This is a genomic window from Streptosporangium sp. NPDC001681 (genome assembly GCF_040298085.1).
Taxonomy (GTDB): Bacteria; Actinomycetota; Actinomycetes; order Streptosporangiales; family Streptosporangiaceae; genus Streptosporangium.
On sequence record NZ_JBEOZN010000184.1, the window covers coordinates 1 to 15853 of the forward strand.

Annotated in this window: 15 protein-coding genes; 7 read left to right on the top strand and 8 right to left on the bottom strand. The window is 64.5% G+C overall.

Annotated features, from left to right (window positions below):
- The first annotated feature begins 377 nt into the window (after positions 1-377).
- Positions 378-1151, top strand: a complete 774-nt coding sequence (locus ABT130_RS43765; protein ID WP_350965835.1) for an alpha/beta fold hydrolase — start codon at positions 378-380, stop codon at positions 1149-1151.
- A 244-nt stretch (positions 1152-1395) separates the two neighbouring features.
- On the opposite strand, the gene ABT130_RS43770 is transcribed toward ABT130_RS43765, so the two are convergent.
- Positions 1396-2073 carry a winged helix-turn-helix transcriptional regulator gene (locus ABT130_RS43770; protein ID WP_350965837.1) on the bottom strand — a complete coding sequence of 226 codons (678 nt, stop codon included), beginning with the start codon at positions 2071-2073 and terminating at the stop codon, positions 1396-1398.
- Positions 2074-2159: 86 nt separating this feature from the next.
- On the opposite strand from ABT130_RS43770, the gene ABT130_RS43775 reads away from it, so the two are divergent.
- Together ABT130_RS43775 and ABT130_RS43780 are read left to right on the top strand one after the other, a co-directional pair.
- Positions 2160-3002 carry a class I SAM-dependent methyltransferase gene (locus ABT130_RS43775; protein WP_350914135.1) on the top strand — a complete coding sequence of 281 codons (843 nt, stop codon included), beginning with the start codon at positions 2160-2162 and terminating at the stop codon, positions 3000-3002.
- Positions 3003-3215: 213 nt separating this feature from the next.
- Positions 3216-3626, top strand: a complete 411-nt coding sequence (locus tag ABT130_RS43780) for a hypothetical protein (RefSeq protein ID WP_350965839.1) — start codon at positions 3216-3218, stop codon at positions 3624-3626.
- Positions 3627-4096: 470 nt separating this feature from the next.
- Here ABT130_RS43780 and ABT130_RS43785 read toward each other — a convergent pair whose 3' ends face one another.
- From ABT130_RS43785 to ABT130_RS43800, 4 genes are all read right to left on the bottom strand, one after another.
- On the bottom strand, positions 4097-4261 hold the full coding sequence (locus ABT130_RS43785; RefSeq protein WP_350965841.1) for a prolyl oligopeptidase family serine peptidase: 165 nt from the start codon (positions 4259-4261) through the stop codon (positions 4097-4099).
- 257 nt (positions 4262-4518) lie between these two features.
- On the bottom strand, positions 4519-5850 hold the full coding sequence (locus tag ABT130_RS43790) for an extracellular catalytic domain type 1 short-chain-length polyhydroxyalkanoate depolymerase (RefSeq protein ID WP_350965843.1): 1332 nt from the start codon (positions 5848-5850) through the stop codon (positions 4519-4521).
- The gene (locus ABT130_RS43795) at positions 5847-7232 is read right to left on the bottom strand and encodes an endo-1,4-beta-xylanase (protein WP_350965845.1); all 1386 of its coding nucleotides are present in this window, start codon (positions 7230-7232) and stop codon (positions 5847-5849) included. Before ABT130_RS43795 ends, ABT130_RS43790 begins: the two co-directional genes overlap by 4 nt.
- Positions 7233-8805: 1573 nt before the next feature.
- Entirely contained in the window at positions 8806-9402 is a 597-nt protein-coding gene (locus ABT130_RS43800) for a hypothetical protein (RefSeq protein ID WP_350965847.1), read from the bottom strand.
- 85 nt (positions 9403-9487) lie between these two features.
- Here ABT130_RS43800 and ABT130_RS43805 point away from each other — a divergent pair, with 85 nt between their 5' ends.
- The gene (locus ABT130_RS43805; RefSeq protein WP_350965859.1) at positions 9488-10855 is read left to right on the top strand and encodes an MFS transporter; all 1368 of its coding nucleotides are present in this window, start codon (positions 9488-9490) and stop codon (positions 10853-10855) included.
- Positions 10856-11035: 180 nt separating this feature from the next.
- Here the strand turns inward: ABT130_RS43805 and ABT130_RS43810 are convergent, their stop codons facing one another.
- The gene (locus ABT130_RS43810; protein ID WP_350965849.1) at positions 11036-11746 is read right to left on the bottom strand and encodes an alpha/beta fold hydrolase; all 711 of its coding nucleotides are present in this window, start codon (positions 11744-11746) and stop codon (positions 11036-11038) included.
- A 134-nt stretch (positions 11747-11880) separates the two neighbouring features.
- Here ABT130_RS43810 and ABT130_RS43815 point away from each other — a divergent pair, with 134 nt between their 5' ends.
- From ABT130_RS43815 to ABT130_RS43825, 3 genes are all read left to right on the top strand, one after another.
- The gene (locus ABT130_RS43815) at positions 11881-12261 is read left to right on the top strand and encodes a site-specific integrase (protein ID WP_350914119.1); all 381 of its coding nucleotides are present in this window, start codon (positions 11881-11883) and stop codon (positions 12259-12261) included.
- A gap of 462 nt (positions 12262-12723) precedes the next feature.
- On the top strand, positions 12724-13359 hold the full coding sequence (locus ABT130_RS43820; RefSeq protein ID WP_350965851.1) for a hypothetical protein: 636 nt from the start codon (positions 12724-12726) through the stop codon (positions 13357-13359).
- Positions 13360-13510: 151 nt separating this feature from the next.
- Positions 13511-14185 (top strand): hypothetical protein, encoded by a 675-nt coding sequence (locus ABT130_RS43825; RefSeq protein WP_350965853.1) that lies wholly within the window; start codon positions 13511-13513, stop codon positions 14183-14185.
- 192 nt (positions 14186-14377) lie between these two features.
- Here ABT130_RS43825 and ABT130_RS43830 read toward each other — a convergent pair whose 3' ends face one another.
- The gene (locus tag ABT130_RS43830) at positions 14378-14878 is read right to left on the bottom strand and encodes a hypothetical protein (RefSeq protein WP_350965855.1); all 501 of its coding nucleotides are present in this window, start codon (positions 14876-14878) and stop codon (positions 14378-14380) included.
- Positions 14879-15061: 183 nt separating this feature from the next.
- The gene (locus ABT130_RS43835) at positions 15062-15286 is read right to left on the bottom strand and encodes a hypothetical protein (protein WP_350965857.1); all 225 of its coding nucleotides are present in this window, start codon (positions 15284-15286) and stop codon (positions 15062-15064) included.
- Positions 15287-15853 lie beyond the last annotated feature (567 nt).

Sequence of the window (15853 nt, forward strand, 5' to 3'; positions counted from 1 at the left end):
GGGTGGTCCTTGAGGAACTGCTGCCGCACGATCAGGTGCGTGATCACGAACTGCTTGTTCGGCCAGAGCCCTGCTGAGCAGGGGCACGACCTCCTGGAACCCGTGTGGTGCCAGGTCGCACCATTACCGGGCCAGGTGACAGCGATTCAAAGGAAGGGTGGGCTGCCGTGCCCGGTGTCACTCGGGCACGGCAGCCCACCCAGCGCCCCTACGGCCTTCCGTTCCGCTGGCCGTCGCGACGTCCCGGTTGAGGAGATGCGATGGACTTCGACATTCGAAAGGACCGGGCCTCAAAGCTGTCGCGTACGGGACATCGGGTCCGCGGATTTGTCGGTGGTGCTCTGTAACGTCGGAGGCCCCCGAACGAAGGGATCGCCATGGCCACGGTGACGTCACGCGACGGCACGCGGATCGGATTCGAGCAGGCGGGAACAGGGCCGACGCTCGTACTGGTCGACGCGGCAGGCGGGTTCCGCAGGTTTGGGCCCATGCGCTCCCTCGCTGAACACCTTGCCGACAGGTTCACCGTCGTGACCTACGACAGACGCGGACGCGGCGAGAGTGGCGACACCCCGCCGTACGCGGTGGAACGGGAGGTGGAGGACCTCGCGGCCGTGATCGAGGCAGGCGGAGGACCGGCGTTCGTCCACGGGTTCTCCTCCGGCGCGGTCCTGGCCCTGCTCGGGGCGGCGGCCGGGCTGCCGATCTCGATGCTCTCGCTCCTCGAACCGCCGATCGTTCTCGACCGGCCGCGGGAGGACGACCTCGCAGCCGAGATCGACGAGCTCGTCGCCGCAGATCGCCGGGCCGATGCGGTCGAGCACTTCCATACCAGCATCGGTGTCCCCGCCGAGATAACCGCGGAAATGCGCCAGGCCCCCTTTTTCCCGCTGCTGGAGGGCATCGCGCACACGCTCGCCTACGACAGCCGGATAACCACTGCCATCTCCCACGACACCCTCCGGTCCGTCACCGTGCCGGCCTTGGTCGTCAACAGCGAGTCCAGCGACGACCGCCTGCGTGGCTGGGCCGCGGACGCGGCGACGGCCCTTTCCCAGGGCCGTCACCTGACCCTCAAGGGCGAGTGGCACGGCGTGTCCGACGACGTGCTGGCCCCCGCGCTGAGCGACTTCTTCCGCGGAGCCAGCTGACAGGACGCGTGCGCTTCCGCTGGGGATCAGGTGGACACTCCCCCGAGTCCGTGACCGTCGGCGGAACCGGCTCGCGTCCTGCCGGTACGACCGGCCGGCGTCATCACCCCCGCTCGGCCCGGTCGCCCCTGATCAGCAGCACCGTGGCCGCGGCATAGGCGAGGGCGCCGAGAAGCGTCTGGGTGAGGAGAGCGGAGTGCTGGGCGCGTCACTCGTCCGCGGGGGTGTTTGAGCCCTGCTTCGATCAGGCGGGTCGAGGCACTGAGGCGAACTCCGAGAGTGTGAACCAATGAGGCAGTTGCCGACGGAACGCCTCGGGGCCATGCACGTCGACCACGCCGGAACGCAGGGCATCGCGCCAGCTGAGATCACCGCGCCAGACCGCGACCATGTGGCGCAGGCTAGCGGTCACCGTGACCGTCACGGTATAGCCGGGGTCCACGTCACAGACGTCGGCTTCGCCGGATGTGATCACCAGCCACCAGTCGCGGGCGCGCGGGTGCACGTCCGGGAAGCTGAACAGCACCACGGTCCGGCCGACCGGGATGACGGCGTGGTCGACGCGCCGGTGCATGTCCCACAGCAGCAGTTTCGGGTCCAGGTCCATATCGCCGAGATCGCCGATCCAACGGGTGCCCCAGATGCCGAGCGCCTCGACGACCGGCCGCAGTTCCTCACCGGCCGGGGTAAGGACGTACCATACCTCGTTGTCATCCGCCGCTCTCTCCACGATGCCGGCGCGCACCAGTTGCTGCATCCGCTTGGACAGCAGCGAGGGGGACATTCTCGGCACACCACGGCGCAGCTCGTTGAAATGCTGGCTCCCAGACAGCAGTTCCCGCACGACGAGCAGCGTCCAGCGCTCGTCGAGCATCTCCATCGCCTTTGCGACGGGGCAGAACTGGTAATAGGAGGATCCCATGGATTGCAGCGTAAGCCCCGCCCCCGGCGCCTTCCAGTACAGATGTTGTACTAGGAGGCGATTTCGTCGGAACCTAGTCTCGTTTCATGAGTAATTTGATCAGCGCGGCGGAGACCGACCGCGCTTTGAAGACCAGGCACCGGGCGATGTGGGCGCTGGGTGACTACCCGACCGTGGCCTCGGAGATCATCCCTAACTTGGGCGCGACCCTGGTGCAGGCATGCGATGTACAGCCCGGCGACCGGGTGCTGGACATCGCGGCCGGAACGGGTAACGCCGCGATCCCGGCTGCTCTGGCCGGCGCGGAGGTCGTCGCCTGCGACCTGACGCCGGAACTGCTGGAGGCCGGACGCCGATCATCGGCTGGGCACGGCGTGGAGCTGGAGTGGCGCCAGGCCGACGCCGAGGCGCTGCCGTTCGCCGACGGTGAGTTCGACACCGTGCTCTCCTGCGTCGGGATCATGTTCGCCCCGCACCACCAGGCCGCCGCTGACGAGATGCTCCGCGTCTGCCGCCCAGGCGGCACAATCGGCCTGCTCAACTGGACGCCGGAGGGGTTCATCGGCCAGATGTTCGCGACGATGAAGCCCTACGCGTCCCCGCCGCCGCCCGGCACGCAGCCGCCACCCCTGTGGGGGCGCCCGGAACACGTCCGCGCGCTCTTCGGCGACCAGATCACCGATGTCACGGCCGATCGGCGGACCGTGCAGATCGACAGGTTCACGACACCCGAGGCATTCCGCGACTACTTCAAATCCAACTACGGCCCGACCGTCGCCGCCTACCGCGCCATCGCGAACGATCCCGATCGTGTCACCGCTCTGGACCATGACCTGGCCACCCTCGCCCATCGCCACACTCACGACACCGGCACCACCTCCATGGCCTGGGAGTACCTGCTGATCACCGCCCGCAAGACCGAGGGGTAGCCGAAGAGGCGCTCAGCTCGTCGCCAAGGTCACCGCGTCGGTGACCAACTCCTCCACCGCGACACCACGAAGACGGAGGACTTCGAGAACTCTCTCCCCCTCATCGGCCTATGCGTCTCAGCCCTCAAGCACCGGTAACGGGTCCAAGAGGATGCGCGTAAGGACGCCGGGCAGAAACAGAAGTGGAAGGACTCGGCTCTGGTTTTCACCACGATGTGCGGCACGCCGATCGAACCACGCAACTTCAACCGCTCGTTCGCCGTGTTGAACAACCTGTCAGTTGATCTGGGTGAGGTGGGGCGTCAGGAGGCGGGCCTGGCCGCGGTTCAGCGCGCCATCGAGATACGTGAGCGGTTGGCCGAAGCGAATCCGGACGCCTACCTGCCCGATCTGGCCAAAAGCAGCCTGCTCCATGGCTTGATGCTGATCGAAACTGCAATCACAGACGAGGCGATCTGGTTGATCCTGCGAGGGCTCGGTATCGCGGTAGAAATGGAGCTTGCCGATCTCATCAACGCAGGCGCATCAGCCCTTCGAAATGCCTATCAACAAAAGCCGTCGCAGACTACGGAAACATGGCGACGTGTCACCTCAGCCGAGCCTCCAGATTGGATGACGCAGTGATCATCTAGATCATGCCGTCCCGCCCCCTTTCCGGCCCATCTTCGAAGAGGGCCGGGGTGCAGTGGCGGAGTCCCTTGCGGTTCTTCCCCAGTTCCTCGGTCCGTTGGTGAGGCCGAAGAACTGGATCGCGGCGGCCATCCCGCCCATGGGGAGGCTGTGGCCGGCGCCCTGGATGTTGTACGCCTCGACCCGGACCGTGCCGGAACCGTCGGCGTAGCGGCGTCGGTCCAGTTCGGTTGCGGCGTGTCTGTACCGGTGAGCGTCTGGCTCAGGCCGCACACGTTGGTCCACTGGTCGATCGCCTGCTGGTGGGTGGCGTAGTGCCGTGGTGCCATGCCAGAGCTGAACTCGGGGCCGGGGTCGCTGTATCCGGGGTAGGCGGCACGAACCAGGTCTCCCATCGCTGGGGCGTCTTGCTGATGCGCCCGGAGGCGCAGTTGCTCGCGCCGGGCGAGGGAATGTAGTCCGCCTCACTCGCGAAGCAGCCGAACGGCCCCCATGAACGCCGCCCCGGCCTTGAAGACGTCGGGATAGTTGCCGAGCATGATGTTGGTCTCCATGCCGCCGGCGGAGGTGCCAGTGACGTAGACGCGGTTCGCGTCGCCGTTGTGGCGCTGCCGCGTGTAAATGACCACCGACCGTTCTCTCGACGGCATCAAAGAGGGCACGCTCGCGGACGTCGACGACACCACGCGCCACGCTGATGGAGGGCCTCACTGCCTGCACGCGAGCCTTGCACCCGTTAGGCGTACCAGACACGCGCTCCTCCCTGGTCTGGGGAGATTCTCGGTGATCACCCCAGACCAGGTGGTGCTTGTCCTTCTTCCAGCGGACATGCCGCGCTGGCGGGAGTCCTCTCCCGATCGCGCAGTAGGGCCGCTGAGCGCGATTCTCAGGCGTTGCCGCCCCAGTTCCATCTCTGGTTGGTGCCACCGTGGCAGGAGTAGAGCTGGAGGCGGGTACCGTTGCCCGCCCCGGCCGCATCCAGGCACAACCCCGACTGGACGCCGACGATCGAGCCGTCGGAGTTGACGCGCCACTTCTGGTTGGCCCCGCCCCAGCAGGAGTAGAGCTGGATCCTGGCCCCGTTGCCCGTCCCGGCCGCGTCCAGGCACTTGTCGCCGAGGACCCGCAACTCCTGCGCGGAGGTGAGCGTCCACCTCTGGTTGGTGCCGCCGTGGCAGTCCCAGAGCTGGAGCTGCGTGCCGTCAGTGGTGCTGGAGTTCGGCACGTCCACGCAGCGCCCGGACGCGACGCCCCTGATCTGCCCGTTACCACCCGGGGTGGGCGTCGGAGTGGGGGTGGGCGTCGGAGTGGGGGTGTCGCTGTCGAGGCCGAAGAATCGGATGGCGTGGATGGCCATCCCGGAGTGCGGCAGATTGTGCCCCGCCCCGTTGATCGTGTACGCCTCGACCTGGCCGGACCCATAGACCCGCCGCGTCCAGCCCGATTGCGGGCTGGACATCGAGGTGGGCGTCTGGCTCACCCCGTGCACGTTGGTCCACTGGTCGACCTCCTTCTGCAACATGCTGAAGTTCAGCACGTCGTCCGCAGTACCGTGCCAGGCCATCAGCCGGGGCCGGGGACCGGTGTAGCCCGGGTAGGCGTTGCGGACCACGTCGCCCCACTGCTGCGGTGTCCGGTCGTTGCAGCCGGGCGGGCCGAGGCAGCCGAAGGGCACGCCGGCGAAGGGAGCACCCGCCTTGAACACATCGGGGTAGGTGGCGAGCAGGTTGATCGTCTCCATCGCGCCGGAGGAGAAGCCGGTGGCGAACACCCGCGAGGGATCGCCGTTATGCCGCTGCACGACGTAGCTCACCATCGACACGATCGAGACGGGGTCGCTGCCGCCCCCGTGCCGGAGCGCTTCGTTCGACCACACGTCGAAGCAGTTCGACAGGCCGTTGGCGCTCTTGTTGGCCTGCGGGTAGATGACGATGAAGCCATACCGGTCGGCCAGGGTCCTGAACTCCGTCTGCTGGTGGAAGTCGGTCGCCCGGCCGTTGCAGCCGTGCATCGCCACCAGGATTCCGGGGTGTGGAGCCACGTTGTCAGGCACGTAGAGGTGCATCTGGATGTTGCCGGGGTTCGCCCCGAAGTTGCCGATCTGAGTCAACGTGGCCGCCCTCGCTGTGGGCGTTTGAGCCAGAAGCCCGGCCAGGACGGCGATCACGGCAGCGGCCACCGCCCCGATCCCGGTCGGCACCGACAGGTGCCGTCTCACGACCCGCTCCGGGTCCACTTCTGGTTGTTGCCGCCCCAGCAGGAGTAGCTCTGGAGCAGAGTCCCGTTGCCGGTGCCGGAGTTGGCGGCGTCGAGGCACAGACCCGACTGGACGTTCACGATCGAGCCGTCCGAGTTGATACGCCACTTCTGGTTGTCGCCGCCCCAACAGGAGTAGATCTGCACCTTGGCACCGTTACCGGTGCCCGCGGCGTCCAGGCACTTGCTGCCGAGAACGCGGAACTCCTGGGCGGACGTGTAGGTCCACTGCTGGTTGGAGCCGGAGTGGCAGTCCCACAACTGGAGCTGGGTGCCGTCGGTGGTCGTGGAGTTCGGGACGTCCACACAACGGCCGGATGCCACGCCCCGGATCTGTCCCGCGCCACCTGGGGGCGACGTCGGGCTGGGCGAGGTGGTCGGGCTCGGCGAGGGTGAGGGGTTGGGGGTCGCGTTGTTGAGCGCGTTCAGGACGGAGTTGTAGGCGGCCTTCTTGTTGCCGTTGCCGTCGAAGAGCAGCGGACTGGTGTTCGCGCCCAACCAGGAGTCGCTGTCCCGGACCCCCCACACCGTGATGCCAGTGCAGCGCGGCACGGCCAGGCAGTCGTTGACCACGTTGGCGTAAGTGGTGGCCGAGCCGCCCTGGATGTCCAGCTCGGTGATCTGCACGTCGACTCCCAGCGCCGCGAAGCTCTGGATGGTCGTGCGGTAGTTGCTGTTGTACGGGCTGTTGCTGTTGAAGTGCGACTGCAGGCCGACGCAGTCGATCGGCACGCCGCGCTGCTTGAAGTCGCGGACCATGTTGTAGACGCCCTGCGTCTTGGCCCAGCTCCAGTTGTCGATGTTGTAGTCGTTGTAGCAGAGCTTCGCGGACGGGTCGGCGGCCCGTGCGGTGCGGAAGGCCACCTCGATCCAGTCGTTCCCGGTTCGCTGAAGGTTGGAGTCACGCCGGCCACCGGAGTTGCCGTCGGCGTAGGCCTCGTTGACGACGTCCCAGGCGTAGATCTTGCCTCGATAGTGGCTCATCACGCCGTTGATGTGGTCGATCATCGCCTGGCGGAGGCTGCTACCGGACAGGGACTGCATCCAGCCCGGCTGCTGGGAGTGCCAGGCCAGCGTGTGGCCCCGTACCCGCTTGCCGTTCTGCACCGCCCAGTTGTAGATGCGGTCACCGTTGCTGAAGCTGAACTGCCCACGGTTGGGTTCCGTGGCGTCGATCTTCATCTCGTTCTCGGCGGTGATCATGTCGAACTCGCGGTTCGCGATCGTGGTGTACGTCTGGTCGCCCAGTTTGCCCGCGGCGATAGCGGTGCCGAAGTAGCGACCGCTCTGCTGAGCAGCGGCGGCCAGCGTGCTGGCGGCCGCATCCGCGGGAACCGACACCATTAGCGCCGCACCTACGACACCCACGGCGCCGGCACTGATGACCCTGCTGAGGGCACCGAAACCTCGGCGCGCAGATAAGGGTGAAGCCTTCATACCCATGCCTGACTCCATACTGAAATCACGGAAAGAGGGATACACGGGAACCCGGCGAACGACGCCGCACCCCGGACCGGGGGCACACCACGATGGCGTCATGACCGGCGGCCCTCACTCGATCACCACATCAGGCAGGGCCGACCGCTTCGGAGACTCATTGTGGAAACCTATCCGAAACATGTCAATGCTTGAGCGAAATTTTCGGCCCCATCATTCCAACATTGACGCCCTTACCATGAGCCCAATACAGCTATGGCGAGACCATCTCCGCAGAGCGGAGAGGAGAAACTAGCTGGGGACCACGCCTTGAAAATTTCAACTCAGATCCGCAAGTTGCGGACTGGGGGCGGGGATCCACAGGCAGCGGCGCCTTCTCGGCAACGCCGAGCACGGAGGACCCCTACCTCTTGACGGCATCCGGTCCTGCTGTATTTACTCACCGCCATCACCACCCGAGATGCCGGGATGTCGAAGGGAGGTCGCACCGCAATTTGGTAGCGCTAACATGGCGCCTCTCCCATGAGATGCGCGATGTGGTCAGACCTGGGTGACACCACACTCCCAGGTCACGCTGTGTCCGCCGCTCTGCCTTCGCGCGTGAGGCAGAGCGGCCGGCCAACCTCGAAGAAAGGCGCTATGGAGAAGGGTCGGATCCCTACCGGGATAAACCTCTATCGGATGTCAGCCTCGTCGAGGCCAGGGGAATCGCCAGCGCGACCTCCATCAGCACGTTTGTCGCCAGCTGTCGCTGCCGGAATGCGACACTGCAGCCGTCGACGATTGATCATCGAACGGGGCCATTCCCCCCCCCGAGGGCTGGGGCCAGACAGACGGGTCCAGAAAGTTTCTACGTTGAACGACCGCAGCGGCGGTTTGCACGTGGGCGGCGTGGGCCGAGACCGGCGCCCACGCCGCACGCTCGGGCGGCGTTCGGGCTGGTCTTGGGCCGCTTGGACCGGGTGCGCAGGCCCTCGACGCCCTCGGCCAGATAGCGGCGAGTACGCCTGTCGGCTGACCCTGTAGTAGCGGCACGTCAGCGCGACGCTGCCCGAGACCTCTTCGACGTAACGGATGATGGCCAGGCGCCGCTTGGCCTCACGATCCGGTGGGGGTTCGGGTTGGACATAGATGGTCTCCGTAGTGGCCGGAGACCCGGGTTTCAACGATGTCTGTCAGTTTTAGACCCACGTGGCCGGCGCGTTGATGCAGGACGCGAGCACCCGGATGGGAGCCGCCCTCTGGGGCGATGCGTGAGAACTACAACCCTGACAGATCAAAAAAGGCCCTCTCCCGAAATCTGGGAGAGGGCCTCTGAACTGCGGAGGCTCGGGGATTTGAACCCCGGATGGGCGGTAAACCCAAACCGCATTAGCAGCTCTGATCTGACCCGTCCCGATCAGTTCAACGTGGGCCAATAGGCGTGGCTGGTCCGCCTGGAACGGCATGGGACAGTGCTGGATTGCAACTAGAGCTGCAACTAGGGAGCAGTCGCCACGGGCGGCATGACCTCGGTGATGCGTGCCGTTCCAACGGGTGGCCGCATCTCGTGCATGGTGATCACATCGCCCGGTTTGAGGTGCTTCCAGTGCTCAGAGGTCAGGGGAATGAGCCTCACCCGCGCGCACTCGCCCGGCTTCAACGGATCACGGCCCTCGACCCAGAGGGAGGCGATGCTGAGCAGGGATTCACCTTCGGGCGTACGGCGGTCGATGTCCCACATGGGCCTGAGCAACCCGCCAGGAGGTACCGGCAGTGCACGGCCCCCGTCCTCGGTACGTACCAGGCGGAGTTCAGCCCGGAGGCCGCCGTTCCGGGCCTCGCTGCTCCGCCACTCGTACCAGTCAGCATCCTCCCGGAGCCATATCAACCGGGCGGCGTCGGCCAGCAGGCTCCAGAACTTGGGCGGCTGTGGGTGAGCATCGCCGAGATCCTCAAGAAGGATGAGGGCCGTCTCCCAGTCGTCGTCTTCCAAGCACTCCATGATGTGGACAGCGCTGACAGTGACCTCCTCGGCACGAGCGCCTACGAGCTGGAGTCGGGCAGCCTTGTAAAGCGGGGAGTCCTGAGAATCCACGGCCTGATTGTGGCAGGCTCTCGAACTCGGAACTTGCGAATTAAAAGATCGATCTTACGCTATTCCGGATAGTTCAATGCAGGTCATGAGGGGGCTGAGATCATTCCGCTTGGCGGTCCCCGGTGACCTCCAACGCCTATGCGTCGCAGCGCGTGGGTGCGACACTTCTGAAGCTGATCAGCGTCAGGGAGGATCATCTGTGAGTGCGCCGTCTGCGACAGAACTCAAATCTGGGCACGGCGGACTCGGGAGGGACTTCCTTCGACTCTGGCAGTCGTACACGGTCAGTGCGGTTGGCTCAGCTCTCAGCGTCGGCGCGCTTCCTTTGATTGCAATCATGGTGCTAGATGCAAGTCCATTGCAGGTCTCCCTGCTCGCCGCGATCGGCGCCATCTCCAGCGCGATCATCACTCTGCCTCTGGGCAACCTTGTGGAGCGGAGGGAGAAGCGGGCCACGATGGTAATCGCCGATCTTCTGCAATTCGCTGCGTTGGCCAGCATGCCCCTTGCAGCAGCATTTGATGCTCTGACCTATGTCCACCTCTGTTTAGTCGCGATTGTGCAGACGAGCAGCACGATCGTCAACAGCTCAGCCAGTCAGGCTTACATCAAGCATGTGGTTGTTCCTGAGCGCCGAACGTCGGCCAACGCTCGGCTCGACACCGTGAACTGGACAACCCAATCAGCCGGGCCACCCGTTGGCGGCGCGTTGATAGGCGTTGCTGGTCCTTTGATGACCCTGATCGTTGATGCGGTGAGCTTCCTGGCATCGGCTGTGCTCCTACGCCGACTGACCCCCTTCTCGGCCGACAAAGCCAAGAACGGAAGGTCCAGGAGGGAACTTCTTGCCGGGTGGACCTTCATCCTCCGCCACCGCGGTCTTCGGCTCCTCTACTTCAACGCCATGCTCTTCGGCGGTGCGATCATGTGGAGTTCGCCCATCATGGCCGTACTGATGCTCAAGGACATAGGCGCTACGCCGCTTGAGTACGGCATCGCCCTCGGTGTCCCCTGCCTCGGGGGGCTGCTAGGCGCAATGCTTTCCCCCAAGGTGGTCACCGTCCTGGGCGTGCAACGTACCTTGTTTGTCTTCGGAGTTGCCCGGACGGTCTGGATCGTCCCAATGGCCTTCGTCGGCACTGGGCCCTCGGCCGTACTCATCATCACCTCAGTGGATTTCTGCTTGCTCCTGTGTGCTGGGATCTTCAATCCGATCTTCGCGACCTACCGCATGAACTCCACCCCGGACGGACTCATGGCTCGCGTCAGTACCGCTTGGTCGGTCAGTTCCCGGACGGTCCAACCGCTGTTCATCACCCTGGGCGGCGTGATTGCGACTACCTCAACCCGCCGATGGTCACTCCTCATGGCCGGAGTGCTCTGTCTTAGTAGTGCTGTACTCCTTCCGTGGAGAGGAAGGCTCTCCGACGATGCCCACGAGTCCGTACCTTGAGACTCGCTAGGCCATTCAGAAGAGCTAGCAAGACAACAGCTTGGCTGCTCGGTGGGCCGGGGCTAAGGAACGAAGTCCCGGACCTTCGATCGCCCCCAGCCCCGAATGGCGGCCAACCATGATGAGGGCGATCGTGAGGGCTGTCGTAGTGCGGCGGTTCAGCAGTGGATATCTGCGACCTCACACCCAACCGTCTAGGGCTGCCATGAACTCTTCATGTCGGCCGTACCACACGCTGTGGCCGGCCCCCGCGACAGAACGCACCTCGAACCCACGGGTACGGAGGTGGTCGGCGGCCTTCTGAGAGATGTACTGGCTGGGCTCGGCGCGGATCACGAGCGAGGGAGCTACGAGAGGAGGGGTGTTATCCGGACCCCCCACACGCTTGGCATGCAGACTTACGGTCGTAGCGACGTCGAATAGCTTGGCCGCCTCCACTTCGACCGCGATGTCACGCTCGCTCCACCATGGCCGTTCCCGTCGCAAGTTCTCCATGGTTCGGGCGGTCTTGGCCTCCTCCAGTCCTGAGGCGAACACGGCGATGTCAAGATGGGTACGGCCGGGGCCGAACGGCGTCTCCACGTAGACAACGCGCTCTGGTCGCAGTCTGGAGACGGCGGAGGCCAGGACTGAGCCACCCAGCGAGTGCCCCATCGCGAGGGTGGGACGTGTGGGGACCGATTCCAGTACTGAGGTAGCGAACCATTCGATGTCGCTCTCGGGATTGGGCTCAGACCTCCCGTGTCCGGGAAGGTCCACGGCGACCACACGGTAGCCGCGCTCTGCGAGAGCCAAGCCGATCTCCCACCAGGAGCGCGAGTCTCCCATCATGCCGTGAATAAGGACTGCCGTACGGTCACCGTCGCCCCACTCAAGTTTGTTGAGAGTCATGACCGAGAGCGTACGCAGAAGCTTCACATTCAGAGATAGCCCCGTTCTGGCGACGGCGCGGCCCTGGTACGGCGGCCGACGGGTGAGTGCGGCGGGCGGGTGGAGGGCCGTGCGACGGCGCTTTGACCAGCACCGTGCTCAAAGTTCATCGCATCCTGTCGCGGGCGCTGACCATCGCGGTGCGCCGCAACAAACTCACGCGGAACGTCGCGACCCTCGTTGAAGCTCCCTCGGCCGCGTCCACCGAGATCGAACCACTGAGCCGTGAGGAGGCCCGCAACATCCTCGATATGGCCGGCACCCGGCGGAACGGGGCGCGCTGGTCGGTCGCTCTGGCTCTCGGTATCCGCCAGGGCGAGGCGCTCGGGCTCCGCTGGCAGTACGTCGACCTGGAGACCGGAGTAATCAGAGCGTGGTTCCAGATCCAGCGCACCGAATGGCAACACGGGTGCGCCGATCCCCACAAATGCGGGGAGAGGTGGCACCGCTGGCTCTGCAAAAAGTCACGGGCATAACCCCGGCCGCAAGGAGAACTACAAAAAAAGCAGGGGCACACCTGCTTTAAGAGGGCCTGTCTCAAGGACTGTACGAGCCATGCCGGTAGGTGCCCGAAACGCACGGGCGAGGGCATCGTCTTCCGCCAGCGAAAGGGCAAGAGCACGCTCACCCTTCAATGCCCTCCCGAGCTGCTCGCACTTCTCAAGGTGGGGTGGCTATGAAAGTGTGAGCGGGAGCCAGGTGTTGATGAGTTTGAGGGCCAGTAGCTGATCAACGGGCTTGAAATATTGATGACTTTGGGAGCCAAGCTAAACGGCCTGAACCGCCCAAGGAGCGTCACTATGAGTGAGTCTTTCCAACCGCTACCCACCGGGGATGACCTAGCGGTGGGGGGATGCAAGACCATACTGGAACATTGCAGCGGCAGGATGGGCAGCACCATCTGAGCGTGTGGCCTGGACATCGTTACGCTGAAACACATGGGACATACGGAACAGGAATCGTCTGACGACTCCTACCGATTCTTCGATGAGCAGGCGTTGTTCGACGCGCTCGACCACGGCGCACCGCCACTCCCGGCGACTCTCCCGCCCGGCTCGGCCACAATCGCTGCGGCAGGCCTGTGGGGCCGCTATGGATCGATGATCGTACTGTTCCGCAGCGGAGAAGACGGAGAGCTCTACGACGACACTTACCTGCTGGCGCGCTCACCGGCCGGACAGTGGCAGTATCCGCTCACCTCCTCGGGGGGCGGCATGCCGGAGTGGGTGCTGAACCGGCCGGATGAGCCGCTGTCCGACTGGCACGGCAACGACCTGGTGAACCTGTCGGCCCAGCTTGCACATCCCGACACGGAATGGGTGGCTGAGTTGACGATGATGGCGACGCGAAGGATAGCCACCGTGCAGGTGCGCTACGCCGGAGACGTCATCGACGTTCCCGTTCCGGCCAGCGGGCTGATCACCGTGCCGCACGCGATCCGCCACGTCGACGACAGGGTCGAATTCCGGGGCTTCGACGGCTCCGGTGAACTCATCGCCATCACGCACTACCAGCCGTTGACTGACGATGACCGCAGGTACGAGTGGCCGGATACCTTGCTGTGGGCCGACTGATTCCTGAGCACGTCATCATGCGCATGGCACCCTGCGGTGACCTTCTCCGCCGTACTCACTACAGGCATGACCTCGATGGAAAAGACTCAGTGACTGGACCAGCTACGCAGCCGAGATCAGCAAACGGTGCTGACAGAAGGAATCCCACCACATGACTTTCCAAGATCACATGCAGCGTGCCGCCACCAAGACGCTCTCCTCTATCCCCGCGGCTGACGCACCCGACATCTACGCAATCTCCTTCTATATCCACGACGAGGACGACGATCCACAGCGCCCTACTCTCACGATCGGCTACAACACCGAATCCCAGGTCAGACAGGTCACCGATCCCAGCGGCCGCTACCCCGATCCGGCGGAGGCCCGATGGAACTACGCCTACTGGCTGCAGAACGAGCTCGTAGTGATCGCCGACACCAACCTCGACCCCGAAGGCTCGATCCAACGCGACCAATGGATCATCGAACTCCCGCAATCCGCCCAACGACACAACCACGTCACCGCCCGCTTCGTCGAAGTCTGCATCCAACTGGCCAAGGACCTGCAGGCGAGCGGCTTGATCCAACGCGCAGTCGGGCGTCGAGTTCCCGTGTTGATCCACGAACTCGAGTACTACGAACTCCTGAGGGTTCCTCGCCGGCCTGAGGTAGATCTAGCCCAGTGTTGTCCTCAATCACCATGCCTCACGCCTCTGACATCGGGCCTCGAAGGAGAGGGATATCGGAGCCCGTGCTGTCAGCTTGGGAAGGCCCTAACACACCTGATCGCTGAGCTGGGAAATGCTGACCTACGAGGGAAGGGTCCGAGTATCCATGGTTTCCCGTGAGTCCCCCTTGATCACCCTTTTAACGGGCACGCAACGGGCACGACGCCGGAGCCTCCCCCAAACCGCATTAGCAGCTCTGATCTTGCCCGTTCCGATCGGTTCAACCTGGACCAACACGACTTGGTGGTCCGTCTGGAACGGGAGTGAACGACGTTGGATTGCAACTAGAACTGCAACTAGAGGCCCTCCTGATCAGGGTTCGACGAGGGCTATCTGCTCGGCGCAAGCGGCTCGGACGACGGCGATCAACTGCGGTTCAGCGCGCCCCCAGCCTGCTCCCCATTCGTCATCCAACCCGTACAGAGCACCAAGTGGTGGTGTGAGCATCTCATCGGGATAATTCCAAGTGATCATGAGTCGTTCGATCACCGAGACCAGCCAATGTTCACCACCGTCGCCTGCGAGGCACAACCGCGCCATGTCGACATAAACAGTCTTCACAGCATCGGACCTGGAAGGTATCGCGGTGTCCGTATCCGCGAGAGCCTCGACCAGCACATCGCGCACCTCGTGCGGATCGCGTCCGTCAAGCCCCGCGAGAATGCGCAACGTCTCACCATCCATGTCCTGGACGAGCCAATGAGCGGCCCACATGGGGACTCGATCGGTAGGCAAGATTTCCAGTTCATACCAGGCGGCGACCAACTGCGGAGACGGAATCAACTGTCCTGCATCGTACGGCCAGCCATACACAGGAAGCATCGTGTCACAGCTGCCTCAGTGAAGCGTCGTCGCCATATCCCGCAGCCAGGTTGGAAGATTTCGGTACACGGCTCCCTGAAGTGCTGCGGTGCAGGTGAGAGGCGGTCTTCCCCTGTCCGTGAGTCCCCGTGATTCCCCCTTGTTCCCCGGCCGTACCGGCACACGAGTGGCACGTCACCTACGACTCTTGATCGCTGCCTCAATACGTAGCCCAATTCCGACGGTCGCGAAGATGAGCGCTCCAAGGAGGGCGTTAGTGGTGAGCTCTTTTTCGATGATGAAGCCGAGGATGGGAACTGCTGTACTCAGGGCAAGAGCTGCGTTCCCCCACCCGTCCACTGGTTGGGTGCCGTCAGTTATCTTCCCCTGACGTGCGGCAGGATCTTCTTGTTCACTCATGCGCTGAGCCTCCCATTGGTGTGTGAGGCCAGCAAAGGGATAGACCATGCGTACACACGCCCCCTCTCGCCGGATCTTCCCGTCTGCCTCGTCCCACCCCGGAGGGGCAACAGCTCGGGGACGGAGGGTCAAGGTCGTCTTCGCGTGTGCGTCGGCCGGTAGACGTTCCTCGGCCGTGGGATGCCAACGGTCACAGACGGCCTTGATCCGGAGGAGTCGAGATGTTGGGCTTGCCTGGGACGTGGCAGGCGGGAAGATCCGGCTTCCACCTCAACCACTTACGGCCTTCGTGGTGCAACGTCGATCATCCCGGAGCCGAGTACCCCCGCCGGAGGCATCCGGTTGAAGCCGGGCGAGATTTCAGACCTGAGAGAGCGAGCGGGCCGGCGCAATGCGAAGCACCCGAAGGGCCTCGAAGAGGTTGGGCCTGCCAGTCGAAGCTCTCGCCTCTGGGCGGCGGTGCGGCCCCACTGCGGCGGGTGATGGGCGAGTGCGGCGCGCGGGCGGTGCGGCGGGCGGGCCGATTCCCGCCGCCGTTCGGGACCGGCGCCCACGCCGCACGCCCGG